This window comes from Spirochaetota bacterium (assembly GCA_035477215.1).
Lineage (GTDB): Bacteria > Spirochaetota > UBA4802 > UBA4802 > UBA5368 > MVZN01.
The window spans coordinates 119,055-133,767 of the sequence record DATIKU010000044.1 but is presented as its reverse complement, the minus strand read 5'-3'; the positions used below and the strand labels follow the sequence as shown (position 1 = coordinate 133,767).

The window sequence follows — 14,713 nt, the reverse complement described above, 5'->3', positions numbered from 1 at the left end:
GCAAGCCGGTAAAACCGGCTTGCGGAGTTCTCATAATCGCGTGCATCCATGCGGTGTTCACCGCGTACATACAGGCCGGTGTCCCCGCCGACGGCGGGTGACGCGGCCATGGCCCAGCCGAGCAGGCAGGTTACCGCGTTTCGGAACATGCGGAGGTGATCGCTTTTTTAATGTGCTCCGGTACGTCCTTCATGCCGGCAATCTCTCGGATAAGTTCATCCCTGCCGAGATCGCGGGCACGGTCGGCGATCTTGAGGGCCAGGGAAGCGGGAACGCCCCTATGGACAAGCCTGGAGAAGAGCTCCTTCCGCTTCTCGTTCGAGGCGAAAGGCCTGGACGCCTGCGCGTCCCGGCCGATGCCCGGAGACCGGCTATACCGCTCCTTCCGGCCTGGATCGTCGGCGAGTCCCTCGACGTGGTCCATGAGCTCGTTTACTTCGCGCTCCTCCAGGCCGATCTGACGCAGGGCATGGCGCGAGACGGGCCCGATCATCTCGCGGTACTTTATAATCCGCTCGGGAATCCCTTCGCGCAGTACCGGTATCTCGGCCAGTTCTTCCAGCTCGCATTTGTTGATGTCGATCTTCCGCACGGGCGGAGTATTATTACGCCGCCGTCGAAGCGTTTCATAACGGATCTCCTCGAAAAACGTGTCCGCTGAAAGCGCCGTGACCGCTACGGAGTGGGTCGCGCCAAGATATGCATGCTGCCGGATGCCATAGGAGACGACAAGGCGTCCCAGGCTGAAGAGCACCGCTCCGGAAAAGCATGATATCTCGCGCGCATAGCCCACCCGGATGCCGACCCGGGGGAGCAGGTTGGCCGAAAGCGATACGCTGTTGATCGTGCCATAGTATTCACGGTTGAGGTTCCAGGCTATCGTCATCCCCCTGGCCGGTAGGACCGCCGCGCCGGCGCTCCATGACGGATAAACGAGCCCGTCGGACTCGTCGAAGGCCGAGCGTATGTTTTCCTGGATGAAACCGGCGTGCAGCCATTCGAACGGCATTATGATGACGGCCGCGGTGAAATCGAGGAGAGAATGCCGCCGCGAGTATCCGTCGGCGTCTATGGACAGATCGTGGCGCGCCACAACGACTCCCGCCGTCATTCGCGGGTGCAAGCGCCTGCCGGCGCCCAGCACGAATCCGCGCTCACGATATTCGTCAGTTCCAAACAGGGAGTATAAGCCCTCAATGCCGTTTGTTCCGTCCGAATACCCGGCATGGGTCGTGCCGGCGTTCAGCCCTTCAAGCGCGTACGGCCGGGCGTACGAAATGCCGAAATGAAACGAATTCCGGAGCGGAATATGAGCGGGATTTCCGGTATTGACAAGGGCGGGGTCTGAAATCGCGCAGACGAATGGAAACAGGGCCGCCGGGGAATTCGCCCGGTATTCGAATGCCGCGGGCGGGTTCTGCAAAACCATGAGAACGATCAACAGCGTATTCATCGGCCGCGTATCGGGATGATGAAAATACGCTCGGAGTCGGAACGCTTGAGGCGCGGGGCGGTCGCCTCGATAAGTCCGACATGCAGACCGGTCGAGGCCCGGCGGCCGGCGCCGCGAACGTCCCACGGCATCGAGAAGGGCCCCGGAAAGACATCACGGTAAAGGGGGCTTTCGTAAATAAGCCTGCCCAGCGGGGAAAAAACCCTTAACCGGAGGTTGCACGGTTCGTAGACGAACACATCGATCGATGGTGGCACGCCGGCGCCGCCGTCCGCATCCATCACCGATGTCTTTTTCAGCGCCCTGAAGAGACGATTGGAGCCCGCAAAATCGCCTGAAAAGATGTTCTCTCTCCCCGGCGTCTGTACCGAGGTGATGGCGAAATCGGCCTGGGTGTTGCTGTCGTGGGGATCTTTTCGCGCGATCGACTGGTGCGCTTTGAGCCCGCCGATTCCGATGTCGACCATACAGGCCTGGCCGTGGTCGCCGGCAAGGCTCTCCCACTGCCCAAATCCGATGGCGTGCCCGGTGTACGAGCCGATCGTGGAGTTGAGCGAGCCGTCGCGGTTCGAATAGGCGGCGAAATCGATTATCCCGCCGTTGGCGGGCTCGTCGTCAGTATCTATCGATACCACGCAATCGGTGTTCCAGAGGCTGCTGAAGTAATTGTTGCAATAGACGTCGAGGATGCCGTTTCCATTTGTGTCGCCAGTGGAATCCGTTTCATCGGACATCCCGGGCCTGGCGAGGTGCACCACGGCGAAGCGATCGTCAAAGGGCGTTTCCGGCCGGTTCCGGGAGTAGAGGGTGATGGGTTCGCTTCCAAGACGCTCGTTCGTGCCGTAATACATGGTAACGAAGAGCGGCGAGATGTCGATGGAGGTTTCCTCTTCGTCGTAATAAAAAAGCTCCACCCAGTCGTCGCCTGCGGTCTCACAGGCGATTTCGTTGATGAGAACGGTCCCGCCGAAGAGTGCGCCGGCAAGGAGCGCGAAGACGAACGTTGCGGCCGGCGCGATGTATCGTATCATTTTTCACCCCCCCCTGAATGAAAAACGATCGCGGAGCCCGATCCGGTAAATTTATTTTTGATATTCCGGTTTTTTTTACGTCGACCATTGGTGAAAAACGGTGCGTAAATAATTTCTTGACCGCGGCCTGGGGATATTTTAAGGGATTACGAATGACCAACCTGGGGAATGCATATCCCACGCCGCGCCCGCCGCTGGTGAAGTTTGTTCCAGTGCTGTTTTTTTTCCTTGGCGGATATTTTTGCTTTCACCACGCCTATTTTACCTTTATTTACCAGTATGCGCTGTTCATTCTCCTCCTGACCCTGGTCACGCTTCTATATGATAGAAACCTGCTTACGGCCCCCAGACTGTTTGCCCTGCCGTCGCGGAGGCGCGAAATGGGCGTCCTCGCCGCCGCCTTCGGCGTCCTGGTCGGTGTACAGTTTCTTCTGTCCAAATTTATTAAGGCGCCGCTCATTTATGGTTTCTATGGGGCTTCTTCCACCCTTTCGGGAGGGGAGATAATGCTGGTCCTCTTGCTGGTTGTCATTCCTTTCGAAGAGGTGTTCTTCCGGGGATATCTGCAATACCATCTTTCGCACATGATGGGCCGGAAGGCGGGCTTTGTATGCTCATCGCTTCTTTTCGGCCTGTTTTTCGCAATGGCGGGCGGGAAATGGACTTTCGCGGCTTTTCTGCTGACCGGGTTTTTTTTCGGATATCTCTATTTGAGGACCTCGTCGGTCGTTCTTGTGGCCGCGCTTCGCTCCTTTCTGGTGCTTCTTTCCGGGTTGCTCACTTTTTAAGGCGCTCGCGCCACACCTCTTCCCAGCTTCCCGTCTCTACTGTCTTCTCTCTACCCGAGGAGCGTCGAAACGCCGCCAAGCATACCACGGTTATGAGTGAAATAAAAATTCCCAGGATGGTGACAAGGTTCATGGGTATCTCCGGTATTGTTCGATCGGCCCTGCGGGGCGGATGCGTCGGGGCGGAATCGCCCGCCAGGAGTGAGATATTGGGGACTGGTATGCCCGTGTGTCAAGAGTTTCAAGGAAAAGCGCGGGACTTGTTGCCTGAATTCAACTTGTGTGGGCCGGGCAGGTAACGCCCCTGCCGGGGGGGCTGCATGTGCCCCCGGGTCATGAAACGAGTGATTTATTAGAGCGGTTTCATGAAAAACTGTCGACAGGCCGCGTACCGTTTTCTTCAATAGTCCGTACCATGCGGCCTCTGCGTCACGGAAGAAACACCGCCGTACGGTCGGCGACAGTATGAGAAAAGGAAAGAACGACATGATAAGCGCCGAACGCCTCGGCGAAATCGCCGCGGTCTGCCGGGATCGAATCGAGAAATACGATTCGCCGCGTCCGGCGCTTGCGGCAGTCGCGGATCTGGTCTCGGGCATGGTGGGGCCGCGGCCCGGACGCGCGATCCTCGAGCGGCCCGACCCCGTGTCTATGGCGTTTGTCGAGTTGCTGGACCAGATCGTCTTTGAGATAAGCGAGCCGGCCGACAGCGAAGGCGGGAGGGTGGAGGAGTATATCCTCGGGGACCTGTACCGCCGGCTCGAGGTTTTCCTTTGCCTGAACCGGGGCATGGAGCAGTATCGGACGAACCTTCACTCCCGGGCCATCACAACGGATGACGCGCTCATTATACGCCATTATTCTCTTGCCGATCTGATTCCCACGCTGATGTCGGAGTTCTTCGAGCAGCGTCACCTGCGTTTCCCGATACTTCGCGCGATGATATCCTTTCGGACCGAGGATCTGATCGGTTTTTTTTATGAAATAGCCAGGGGAGAGTACGAAAACGATCTTCGGGTGCTCGCGGTCATCGGCCTCAATGGCAGTGATAACAGCCGTTTCGACGGCTGGGAAATGCTTGGCGGCGCCGGCGACACGGATTTCTCCGCGCTAATAAGCCACGTGTCGGGGGAGCCCGGCAGTGAGCCGGCATCCGGCTGTGTGCTCCTGTTCAGGGTGGTCGAGATCGAGCTTGCCGCCGGGCGGATGGAAGACCCGGCCGACTGCCGGGCAATGATCCTGGCGCTGCACGACATCCTGCGGCACGACCTCGGAACCGTTTCGCTCAAATCCCGCATATACGAATCGCTGTCCCGCATCCTCGGCCTCATGAAGTGCGACTGTATGCGCGGCCTCCTCCTCGACGAGGAAAACCTGCGGCATTTCATCTACCTCGCCGATGGCGTGCCCGCGGAGCTTTTCGAGAGGGTGTCGAGGCTGCTCGAGTTCCTCGGCGGAGAGGTCATGATGGCGATGGAGCGCCTTGTGGCTGATGGCGATGTACATCTTGATGAGCGAAGTTCCCAGTTGTCGGCCTACCTTATGTCGATGGGATTCGACCCCCTCCTTCTGTAGCGAGCGTTCCGGCCTGGGCCGGGAGATGCTATTTATACTTTACAAATGCCGGCGCACTACGATTCTTGACGAGGGCCTGCGGAACCGGCGCATCATGGATTGACTCCGGTGGCGGCAAGCGATTCGGAGCGATGGAATCACTCCGCCTTCGACGGGGTGGTTCCGGGTTTCGCGTCGCATGAGCGCCGTATGGATATTTATAAACATGAGAGGTGGATATGAGAGAAGTGGTCATCGTATCAGCGGTACGGACTCCTATCGGTACATTTGCCGGAGCGATCAAGGACGTGCCGGCGGTACAGCTTGGCGTTGTGGCGGTCAAAGAGGCGATAAAAAGGGCCGGTATCGAAGGTTCGCAGGTGGAAAACGTGGTGCTGGGCAATGTTTTGCAGGCCGGCCTGGGGCAGAATACCGCCAGACAGGTTCTTATACATTCGGGGATCCCGCAGGAGGTCCCCGCGATGACGATCAACAAGGTCTGCGCGTCCGGCCTGCGTTCGGTTTCCCTCGCCGCGCAGATGATCAAAGCGGGCGACACGGACGTTGTCGTGGCCGGCGGGTTCGAGAACATGAGCCTCGCGCCTTACGCGCTCCCCGGTGCGCGCTGGGGGTATCGCATGGGCGACGCAAACCTCCTGGACATAATGATCAAAGACGGGCTCTGGGACGCGTTTAACCAGTATCACATGGGCATTACCGCGGAAAACGTTGCGGAAAAATGGAAACTTACCCGCGAGGAGCTGGACACCTTCGCGTTTGAGAGCCAGCAGAAGGCGGAGAACGCGATCAAGGCGGGGCGGTTTAAGGATGAGATCATACCGGTCGAGATGACCGGCAAGAAGGGCGTAACCGTGTTCGACACCGACGAGCATCCCCGATTCGGGACCACACTCGACGCGCTTTCCAGGCTGAAGCCCGCATTCAAGAAGGACGGCGTGGTGACCGCGGGGAACGCCTCGGGGATCAACGACGGCGCCGCGGCGTTTGTCGTAATGTCGATGGAAAAGGCCACGGCTCTCGGCCTTAAGCCGCTCGCCCGTATAGCGTCGTACGCCTCGGCCGGGGTTGATCCGGCGATCATGGGCACGGGCCCGATCCCAGCCAGCCGCAAGGCGCTCGAAAAGGCCGGCTGGAAGGTGAAAGACCTCGATCTCGTCGAGGCGAACGAGGCCTTTGCGTCCCAGGCCGTGGTGGTGAACAGGGAGTTGGGCTGGGACACCTCGAAGGTGAACGTCAACGGTGGAGCGATAGCGCTCGGCCATCCCATAGGCGCGTCAGGGGCGCGCATTCTTGTTACGCTTCTGTACGAGATGCGAAAGCGCGGCTCGAAGAAGGGCATCGCGACGCTCTGTATCGGGGGCGGGCAGGGTTCGGCGATAACCGTCGAGATGTAGGCCTGTCGGTGTGGCGCATGCGGGGCGGCACAACGGTCCCGCATGAGCTCTTCACGCGGGACCCGGAGTCGTTTTCAAGGGGGCGTTCCCCAAAGGGAGCGAGCCTGACTGCGTCATGGACGCGCAGTATGCCACAGAGCCGGTGCGGCAAATTCCGATCGGGAGGAGAATAGTTCAATGATTTTCGATTCGACCATCATCCCGGCCCGTATCGTGGCGCGAATTGCCGCGATAGTCGTGGTGGGGGTTTTACTGAACGGCGACCGCGCCGGGGCGCAGCCCAGGCCCCCCATCCAAGAGGGTGCCCCGCAGACTGTCGAGCTGAAGGAGACGCCTCCGGAAGAGAAGTCCGCGGCGGCCGGCGATGAGCTCGATAAAAAGCTTCGGCTGGAATACCAGCGAAGCGTCGACATGGCGAAGATTCGCCGGCTGCATCTTCTCGAAAGGAACGCCGAGATGGATAAACAGCTTCGCGATTTCGCCGGGAGATACCCGATCGACCGTGACCGTGAGTACCACTACTACGCGGGCCTGGTACTGTCGGCGGCCGGGGAATACCGGCTGGCGGTGGAAAGTTACCTGAAAGCGATAGAGATCGCGCCCGATTACGCGAGGGCGCGCAACAGCCTGGGGGCCCTCTACTGCAAACTGAACAAGTATCCTTTTGCCCTCGTGCACTTCCGGAAGGCTCTCGAGATCAATCCCTACAATCCGTTTTTGCAGTATAATCTCGGCAGTCTTTATTTTAACATCGGCGATCCCGTCAACGCGAGAATCCATCTCGAAAACGCCGTAAAATACAAGGCAAACTTCGGCAGCGCCCATCACCGGCTGGGGGTCCTCGCCTACCATTCGCAGCAGTACGAACGTACGGTCGAATGTCTGGCGAAGGCCATCGAGTTCAGAACCGAGTCGCACGCCACCCATTATTATACCGGCATGGCGTACTATAACCTGGAAAAGGGAAGTATCGCGATGGCGAGCCTGAGAAGGGCACTGCAGATGAAGCCCGATTTCTTCGAGGCGGCGCTGGATCTCGCGCGCATTCACCACGCCTACGGCGAGTTTTCATATGCTCTGGAATTCTACAAAAAGGCCGAATCTCTCAACCCCGAGTACCCGGAGATAAAACTCGCCATGATCGAGTGCCTGCGCGAATTGAAACGGTACCGCGAAGGGATCGCGCTCGTCCGCCAGTTGCTTGAACGCGATCCGCAGAACGAACAGCTCCGCCGGCATCTTAAAAACCTGCAGGAACAGAGGCTTATAGAAAACCTCGCCGAACAGTACGATTATTATACTTACTGATCCAGGGCCGCGTGCATGACCGATGAAGAGGCCCGTGGTTTGGATGGGCGGCGCTTCCGTGAAAGTGCACCGCCCGGCGGCCGTTAAAAATCCTTGCAAATGGCGTGCGCGGCCCTACCCTATGGCGCATGGAAGACATGTGTAAAATCCAGAAACTCGACGCACAGCGTCTCACCGAGTCGGTCAAGGGAGCGGGCTGAGCTTCCAAGATCGGGCCGGCGGAGCTGGCCCAGGTGATGCAGCGGCTTTCCATTCCCTATGACGAGCGGGTCATAGTGGGCATGGAAAACAGCGATGACGCAGGCGTGTACCGGCTGACGGACGAGATCGCGCTTATCCAGACGGTGGACTTCTTTACGCCCATCGTGGACGATCCTTTTGTCTTCGGACAGATAGCGGCCGCGAACGGCCTTTCGGATGTCTACGCCATGGGTGGCAGGCCTGTGACCGCAATGAATATCGTTTGTTTCCCCACCAAAAAGTTCAGCATGGACGTCCTCGCGCGCATTCTCCAGGGAGGGCTTGACGTTCTGAACGAAGCCGGCGTACAGCTCCTTGGCGGCCACAGCGTCGAGGACGAGGAGCTCAAATACGGCGTTTCCGTTACCGGGATTGTTCATCCGGCGAAAGCGCTGAAAAACTGCGGGCTGCGCGAGGGCGACGCGCTGGTGCTCACCAAGGCGCTGGGAACCGGGATCATCGGCACCGCGGTAAAGGCCGGAGAAGGCGACCCGGCCATACTCGGCCCCTTCATCGAAACCATGCGGGCGCTCAATCGCGACGCCGCGGCCGCGCTGGAGGGTTTTTCCGTCCACGCCTGCACCGACGTTACCGGTTTCGGCCTTATGGGCCACCTGCGCGAGATGCTCGCCGGCGATTCGCTCGAGGTGGTCGTGGATTCGGCAGCCCTTCCGATTCTGCCCGGCGCCGCGGACAACGCGGCCAGGGGACTCATCCCGGGCGGGATGTACCGCAACAGGGACCATGTCGGCGACCTGTGCGCAATCGACGCGGCGGTTAGTCGCGAGCTCGCCGATATCGCCTTCGATCCTCAGACTTCGGGCGGGCTGCTCGTCGCCCTTCCCGCGACCGAGTGCGACGCGCTCCTCGCCGGGCTTCACGCGCGCGGGGTTACCGCCGCGAAACGTATCGGGTCTGTCGCTAAATCCGACCGTCCCGTCCTCCGCCTTGCCTGAGGCCCGAATAAAATTATTGACACTTCCCGGTCTAATGCCTACAACGAGAGAGCCTTAAAACGAATCGCAGGGAAGAGGATGGGGTCCGGTGGCCCCCGCGGTCTTCAAAACCGTGGGCTGTAATTTATTGCAGCGGCAGGTTCGATTCCTGCCCCTTCCGCATGGTGTATCCCGATGGAAAAGACCGAAAACCTCTTCAGATCCATCCCCCAGGTTGAGACGCTGCTTTCGGGGGCGTCGGCGCATATCGATGAACTCGGCCGCTCGGCCGTGGTCGCCGTTATCCGCGAAGTCATCGACGCCTTCCGCGCCGGGATCACCGACGGCGGGTCACCCTCCACGGACGGACTCGTTGCGGACATCGAGCGGCGATGCCGGTCGAAACGGCGCGAGAAACTCCAGCGCGTCATCAACGGTACCGGCGTCATCATCCACACAAACCTGGGGCGCGCGCCGATAGCGCGGGAAATACTCGAGAAAATGTCCGCCGAGCTGTGCGGCTACTGCAACCTCGAGCTCTACCTGCCCGAACGTCGTCGCGGACGGCGCGGCGGCTTCGCCGAGGAGCTTGTGTGCAGGCTGACCGGCGCCGAGGACGCGCTGATCGTAAACAACAACGCATCGAGCGTTTTTCTCATTCTCAATCAATTCGGCGCCGGCCGGGAGGTGATCGTCTCGCGCGGCGAGCTCATACAGATCGGGGGCGGTTTCCGCATTCCGGACATAATGGAGCGGACGGGAGCGCGCCTTGTCGAGGTGGGCACCACCAACATCACCGATATCGAGGACTACCGGCGCGCCATGGGACCCGCAACGGCGATGATATTTTCGGCGCATCGCTCAAATTTCACGCTCGAGGGCTTCGCATCGTCGCCGTCGCTTCGCGAGCTGGCGGCCCTGAAGGGCGAGGGCGTGCTCCTTGTGCGTGACCTTGGAAGCGGTAACCTGGTCCGCGACGAACGACTCGGCGCCGACTTCGAACCGACGGTCCTATCGGAGCTTGTCCAGGGTATGGACCTTGTCAGCTTCAGCGGCGACAAGCTCCTCGGGGCCTGCCAGGCGGGAATCATTGTCGGCAGGAAAGACCTCGTCGCCGCCCTGAGGAAAAATCCGCTCATGCGGATGCTCCGCGTCGACAAGATAACCTACTTTATACTTCAGGAGACTCTGCTGCGGCACGCCAACGACGGCGGAGCATCGCTCGCGCTGTGGGATATCATCCACCAGAGCCGGCATGATGTCGAACGGAAGACGGCCCGGCTTCTTCGCGCGGTGAAAGCTTCCGGTAAACGCGATTGTATCAGGCGGGCCGCGCTTAAAAGCACCTACGGAGGCGGCTCGCTTCCCGCGCGCGAGATAGAGAGCGCCGGTATACGGATTGTCGTGCCGGGCCAGAGCGCGGACGAGTTGTACGCGCGTTTTATTGACGAGGATGTCCCGGTCGTCGGGTATATCCTCGACGATTGTTTCACCCTCGACCTTCGGACCGTGCTCGCGCACGACATACCGGCGCTGGCCGCGTCGATAGACCGAATCCTTCCGGGCGGCACCTGATGTACATCGTCGGAACATCCGGACACATCGACCACGGCAAAACAAGCCTCATACGCGCGCTCACCGGCATCGATTGCGACCGACTCCCCGAGGAGAAGGCGCGCGAGATGACCATCGACATCGGATTTGCCAGCATAAGCTACCCGAAATTCGGCACCGTGGGCATTATCGACGTTCCGGGACACGAGCGCTTTATCCGCAACATGGTGGTGGGGGCATGGGGGGTCGACCTGGCGATCCTGGTGATCGCCGTCGACGACGGCTGGATGCCGCAGACCGAGGACCACTTCCGCGTGCTGATGCTCCTCGGGGTCGAGCGAATCATAGTCGCGCTAAACAAGATCGACTCCGCCGACGAGGAGATGATCGCTTTCGTGGCCGCCGAGGTCGAGGAGCGCATGGTGGGCACCCGCTACGCGGGCTGCGATATCGTGCGCGTCTCGGCGAAGACGGGGGATGGCGTCGAGGAGCTGAGGGATGTGCTGCTGGCCAATCTTCGAAAGCTCGCCAGGGCACCCGACGCCCATAAACCCTACCTGTTCGTCGATCGCGTTTTCGCCTCGAAGGGCTACGGCACCATCGTAACGGGCACGCTTAAAAATGGCAGGTTCAAGGAGGACGATCCGATATTACTGCTTCCGCTGATGCGCGAGGCGAGGGTCAAGAAAATAGAGAGCCATCACAGCGCCCGGGAGGAGGGCGTTCCGTCGCAGAGGACGGCGCTCAACATCTCCGGCGTGGCGGTCGAGGAGATCGGCCGCGGCGATATCGTGACGGGAAAAAACTTTTTCACGCAGTCCGCGGACGTCGTTGTGCGCGTGAGGCTCCTCGATAAAAAGGGAGGGCTGAAAAACAACACGGGCATAGAAATGCTCGTGGGCACGACGGCCCTGAAAGGCAAGTTCATCCTTCTGGATGATGAGGACCGCGGCGAAGAGGACCGTGTCCTCCGTGTCAAGTTCGACGCGCCCTGGTTCTTCTATCCGGGGCAGCGCTTCATCGTCACGCATCCTGGGGGATTCCGCATCATCGGCGGCGGGGAGGTGCTGCTTCCCGACTACCGCTCGGCGGGCGGACGGCGCATCGTGCGCCTGCACCTTCCGATTTTCTCGAAATACACGCGGGACGAGTTCGTCCTGTTTATTGTCGCAGTGCGCCGCGCGGTGCCATGGTCGTGGATCGTCTCGATTTTCCCGGAAAACGAGCGCGCGATGGAGCGAGTTATCGAGTCGCTCATCGAACGCGGTGCCGTGCTAAGGGCCGGGGATTTTCTCCTCGAAGCGAGCTTTCATGCCGAAGCGCTCGCCATGGTGGCCGAAACCATAGCGGGCTCGATCGGTCCCAACCTGAGGGAGATCGCCGATAAAACCGGGCTGGACCTTGATCTCTGCAAAGTGCTCCTCCCCGCCATCGTCAGGCAGCAGTGCATTATTGAGAAAGACGGGCGCTTCTTCGGAGGGGACTCTGTTACCGTGGACGCCCTGCCGGACGAGAAGAAAACGGTACTCGATACGCTGCGGGGCCGGGGGCTCGAAGGCGTCGAGCTCGGCAAATCCGCCGACGAGGCCGGGAAGAGGCACCTGGGGGACCTCATCCGCCTCGGATTCGCCGTGAGCCTCGACGGCAACATAATCCTCCATCGCGAGGTATACGATGAACTGAGAATAAAGGTGATGGCTCTCTTCGAAGGAAACGAAAAGATCAGCATAGCGGAGGCGAAGGATGCGACTTCATTTTCGAGAAAGTACATCATCCCCCTCCTCAACAGGATGGAGGGGGACGGCCTTATAAAGCGCATCGGCGATTTTCGCATGAAAGCCTGATCTTCCGGGGCGGCGGGTGGAGCACGGGTGCGAAACGCAACTCTGACAGATAAATAATTATTGCCGGCCAAATATAGTATTGACTTTCGTTCCACTTTTGTCGTATCATGAACTTATCGTCCCCGAGGTTGAACCGAAGATCGAAAGGTATGGTGTGCGAACATGGGAATCTTCTCGCCGAACATCGACAGGCTGGTTGAAAAGAACGACCTCGGAGCGCTCATCGGACTTCTAAGGCATCGGAAACCGGAGATACGCCTGCGGGCCTTCCTGGCCCTGGCCCGCGCGAGGGACGAGTCCGTGCTGGGCGAAATCCGAAAGATGCTCGACGATCCGGACCCGCGCGTGCGTGCGGTGGCGACGCTCAAATTCGGCGAGCTCGGACAGCCCGGCATGACCGAAAACCTGCGCGCAATAATCATCTCCGGTTCCCAGCGCGACAAGATAGAAGCGCTGCGCCTTCTCGCCGACAGGGGGGCCACCACCGACCTTGAAATCTCCAAGATACTTTTCCTCGCTTTGAACGACAAAAAGCCGATGGTGCGTCTTGAGGCCGTAAAAACCATGGGCTCGATCAGGGACGTCAATTCCATAAAGCATCTCGTGGAGGGGCTCGAGGACAGGGCGTACCAGATGCGCATGCAGTGCGCACGCGCACTTGGCGAGATCGGCGACGAATCCGCCATTTATCCGCTAATCGGCGCGCTGGTCGACAATCATATCGAAGTCCGAAAGGCCGCACAGGACGCGCTCCTGAGAATGGGCACGGAGAAGGCGAAGGCGGCGCTCAATGACGCACCCTTCATGCTCCTCGTAAAACGCATGACCGAGGGCGAATTTACGCGGCGCGAAACCATCCGCCAGATGGGGCAACTCAAGATCCGCGAAGGGGTTCCACTCATTAAAAAGGCGTGCTCCGACGAGTATAAAAACGTCCGGATAGAGGCCGCTCGCTCGCTCGGCCTGCTCCGGGAAAAAACGGGCGTCGGCGCAATCAGCAGGCTTCTGGACGATCCCTATTACGACGTCCGTCTCGAGGCGGTGAAGGCCCTCGAGAAGATATTCGATTACGGGGCGCTTTACGGAATAGAGAAGGCGATGGCCGATAAAAACCACAATGTCCGCGACGAGGCCAAAGCCGCGTATTACAGCCTGAAGACCCGCCTGGATAAAGCGGCCCGGTCGAAATAATCAACCCTGCGGCCGTCATGATACTGGGATTCGACATCGGCAACAGCAACACCGTCCTCGGAATCTATACGGGGACGGCGCTTCCGCCCGAGGCGGTTTATCGCTACAGGACGCAAAGAGACGCCTCGGCGGACGAGACTGGAGCGCTTATCCGGCAGTTCCTCCATCACCACGGCGGAGCGGGCGGGGAGGTGGAGGGGGTGGTTTTCTCCAGCGTCGTACCCGAGGTAAACCGAACCTATCACGAAACGTCCGGCCGCTATTTCGGCAGGGAGGCGCTCGAGATAAGCTGCGATTCCCGTCTCAGCATACGAATACGCTACGACGATCCAACACGCCTGGGGGTCGACCGCATCGTCAACGCCGAGGCCGCATTCCACGAATACGCAAGGGACTGTATCATCGTCGATATCGGCACCGCCATAACCTTCTGCGTTCTTCATGCCGATGGCGCCTACGATGGCGGAATTATCGGCCCCGGGGTCGGTGTAACCATCGACGCCCTTTCGTCAAAGGCCTCTCAACTCCCCAGAATCCCCTTCGAAAAACCCGCCAGGCTCGTGGCGGGAAACACCGAGGACGCGCTGAAATCCGGCTTCTATTACGGCTGGCTTTCTTTCGTGGAAGGTATGATCGCCAGAATAAACGAGGAATACGGCAAGCGGTTCCTGGTGGTTCTCACCGGGGGGTATTCGGGAACGGTGCTCGGCCCCGCGCTGAAAGGGGAGGTGGTCATCGACCCGATGCTCACCATGAAGGGAATCAGACGAATCTACGAACTGCACACAGCGCGCATATAGCCCCGCCCGCATTTATCGAAACTGCCGCATTATGTATTTTTGGTGATTAAATAACTGAGATATAATTTTTATATTCATTTGCATGTAAACCTTCATAGCCGTAGTTATCCACAAACTTATCAACAGTATCCACAATTTCCGGAACGTAAATTATTAATTTACTAAATTTATTTCGAAGAAACTAATTGAAAGCGCGATGAACGCGGTTCATTTTGCGAAAAGGGGAAAGAAATTAACACGAATATCCATAACACCTGAATTTTCCAGCGGTTTCAGGGCAATATCTTTTTTAAAAATTATTTTATGTCCTTCCGCCGGGCTAAAACCCGTCCGCGCGAGCGCCACCCGGCGAAACAAGGAAAATGTCGATCAATTGTAAATTGTTAATAAGTCACAGCAGGCGCCGGGGCTGAATATCGGGGGGCCATTTGTTGTATTAACCCGCCCAAAAACGGTCTGATTTTTGAAATAAAAAATTGAGTGTCCAATATTAGAATTATCCGCAGGCGGAAAAAACATGAAGGGCGGGTGCCGGGTGCCGAATGGGGCGTAGGGTAAAAAAAACCGGGAATAAGGTAAAATACTTGCAAATTCATGTTT

At 58.8% G+C, this 14,713-nt stretch carries 12 protein-coding genes and 1 tRNA gene; 10 read left to right on the top strand and 3 right to left on the bottom strand.

Features of this window, described 5'->3' with window-relative positions; all coding sequences use genetic code 11:
- Positions 1 to 130: 130 nt before the first annotated feature.
- Together VLM75_10670 and VLM75_10665 are read right to left on the bottom strand one after the other, a co-directional pair.
- Entirely contained in the window at positions 131 to 1,453 is a 1,323-nt protein-coding gene (locus VLM75_10670) for a hypothetical protein (protein HSV97381.1), read from the bottom strand.
- Positions 1,450 to 2,484 (bottom strand): hypothetical protein, encoded by a 1,035-nt coding sequence (locus tag VLM75_10665; GenBank protein HSV97380.1) that lies wholly within the window; start codon positions 2,482 to 2,484, stop codon positions 1,450 to 1,452. The genes VLM75_10670 and VLM75_10665 overlap by 4 nt, the downstream gene beginning before the upstream one ends.
- 152 nt (positions 2,485 to 2,636) lie before the next feature.
- Between VLM75_10665 and VLM75_10660 the strand changes: the two genes are divergently transcribed.
- Positions 2,637 to 3,272: a type II CAAX endopeptidase family protein gene (locus VLM75_10660; protein ID HSV97379.1), complete on the top strand. Its 636-nt coding sequence runs from the start codon at positions 2,637 to 2,639 to the stop codon at positions 3,270 to 3,272.
- Here the strand turns inward: VLM75_10660 and VLM75_10655 are convergent.
- Complete coding sequence (locus VLM75_10655; protein HSV97378.1) at positions 3,262 to 3,405, bottom strand: hypothetical protein; 144 nt, start codon at positions 3,403 to 3,405, stop codon at positions 3,262 to 3,264. The genes VLM75_10660 and VLM75_10655 overlap by 11 nt on opposite strands.
- Positions 3,406 to 3,737: 332 nt before the next feature.
- Here VLM75_10655 and VLM75_10650 point away from each other — a divergent pair, with 332 nt between their 5' ends.
- The 9 genes from VLM75_10650 (at position 3,738) to VLM75_10610 (ending at position 14,113) form a co-directional block, all read left to right on the top strand.
- Positions 3,738 to 4,847: a hypothetical protein gene (locus VLM75_10650; protein HSV97377.1), complete on the top strand. Its 1,110-nt coding sequence runs from the start codon at positions 3,738 to 3,740 to the stop codon at positions 4,845 to 4,847.
- Positions 4,848 to 5,065: 218 nt separating this feature from the next.
- Complete coding sequence (locus tag VLM75_10645; GenBank protein HSV97376.1) at positions 5,066 to 6,241, top strand: acetyl-CoA C-acetyltransferase; 1,176 nt, start codon at positions 5,066 to 5,068, stop codon at positions 6,239 to 6,241.
- A gap of 177 nt (positions 6,242 to 6,418) precedes the next feature.
- The gene (locus VLM75_10640) at positions 6,419 to 7,549 is read left to right on the top strand and encodes a tetratricopeptide repeat protein (GenBank protein ID HSV97375.1); all 1,131 of its coding nucleotides are present in this window, start codon (positions 6,419 to 6,421) and stop codon (positions 7,547 to 7,549) included.
- 137 nt (positions 7,550 to 7,686) lie between these two features.
- Complete coding sequence (gene selD, locus VLM75_10635; GenBank protein ID HSV97374.1) at positions 7,687 to 8,745, top strand: selenide, water dikinase SelD; 1,059 nt, start codon at positions 7,687 to 7,689, stop codon at positions 8,743 to 8,745.
- A 70-nt stretch (positions 8,746 to 8,815) separates the two neighbouring features.
- Positions 8,816 to 8,907: transfer RNA gene (locus tag VLM75_10630), tRNA-Sec, on the top strand.
- Between the two features lie 12 nt (positions 8,908 to 8,919).
- Entirely contained in the window at positions 8,920 to 10,299 is a 1,380-nt protein-coding gene (gene selA, locus VLM75_10625) for an L-seryl-tRNA(Sec) selenium transferase (GenBank protein ID HSV97373.1), read from the top strand.
- Entirely contained in the window at positions 10,299 to 12,122 is a 1,824-nt protein-coding gene (gene selB, locus VLM75_10620; protein ID HSV97372.1) for a selenocysteine-specific translation elongation factor, read from the top strand. The genes selA and selB overlap by 1 nt, the downstream gene beginning before the upstream one ends.
- Positions 12,123 to 12,284: 162 nt before the next feature.
- Complete coding sequence (locus VLM75_10615) at positions 12,285 to 13,313, top strand: HEAT repeat domain-containing protein (GenBank protein HSV97371.1); 1,029 nt, start codon at positions 12,285 to 12,287, stop codon at positions 13,311 to 13,313.
- A gap of 17 nt (positions 13,314 to 13,330) precedes the next feature.
- Positions 13,331 to 14,113, top strand: a complete 783-nt coding sequence (locus VLM75_10610) for a type III pantothenate kinase (protein HSV97370.1) — start codon at positions 13,331 to 13,333, stop codon at positions 14,111 to 14,113.
- Positions 14,114 to 14,713: the final 600 nt, after the last annotated feature.

Bases quoted from the DNA above. Each gene is read 5' to 3' on its own strand.
- VLM75_10670 (HSV97381.1), bottom strand. From the start codon at position 1,453: ATGAATACGCTGTTGATCGTTCTCATGGTTTTGCAGAACCCGCCCGCG.
- VLM75_10665 (HSV97380.1), bottom strand. From the start codon at position 2,484: ATGATACGATACATCGCGCCGGCCGCAACGTTCGTCTTCGCGCTCCTT.
- VLM75_10660 (HSV97379.1), top strand. From the start codon at position 2,637: ATGACCAACCTGGGGAATGCATATCCCACGCCGCGCCCGCCGCTGGTG.
- VLM75_10655 (HSV97378.1), bottom strand. From the start codon at position 3,405: ATGAACCTTGTCACCATCCTGGGAATTTTTATTTCACTCATAACCGTG.
- VLM75_10650 (HSV97377.1), top strand. From the start codon at position 3,738: ATGAGAAAAGGAAAGAACGACATGATAAGCGCCGAACGCCTCGGCGAA.
- VLM75_10645 (HSV97376.1), top strand. From the start codon at position 5,066: ATGAGAGAAGTGGTCATCGTATCAGCGGTACGGACTCCTATCGGTACA.
- VLM75_10640 (HSV97375.1), top strand. From the start codon at position 6,419: ATGATTTTCGATTCGACCATCATCCCGGCCCGTATCGTGGCGCGAATT.
- selA (HSV97373.1), top strand. From the start codon at position 8,920: ATGGAAAAGACCGAAAACCTCTTCAGATCCATCCCCCAGGTTGAGACG.
- selB (HSV97372.1), top strand. From the start codon at position 10,299: ATGTACATCGTCGGAACATCCGGACACATCGACCACGGCAAAACAAGC.
- VLM75_10615 (HSV97371.1), top strand. From the start codon at position 12,285: ATGGGAATCTTCTCGCCGAACATCGACAGGCTGGTTGAAAAGAACGAC.
- VLM75_10610 (HSV97370.1), top strand. From the start codon at position 13,331: ATGATACTGGGATTCGACATCGGCAACAGCAACACCGTCCTCGGAATC.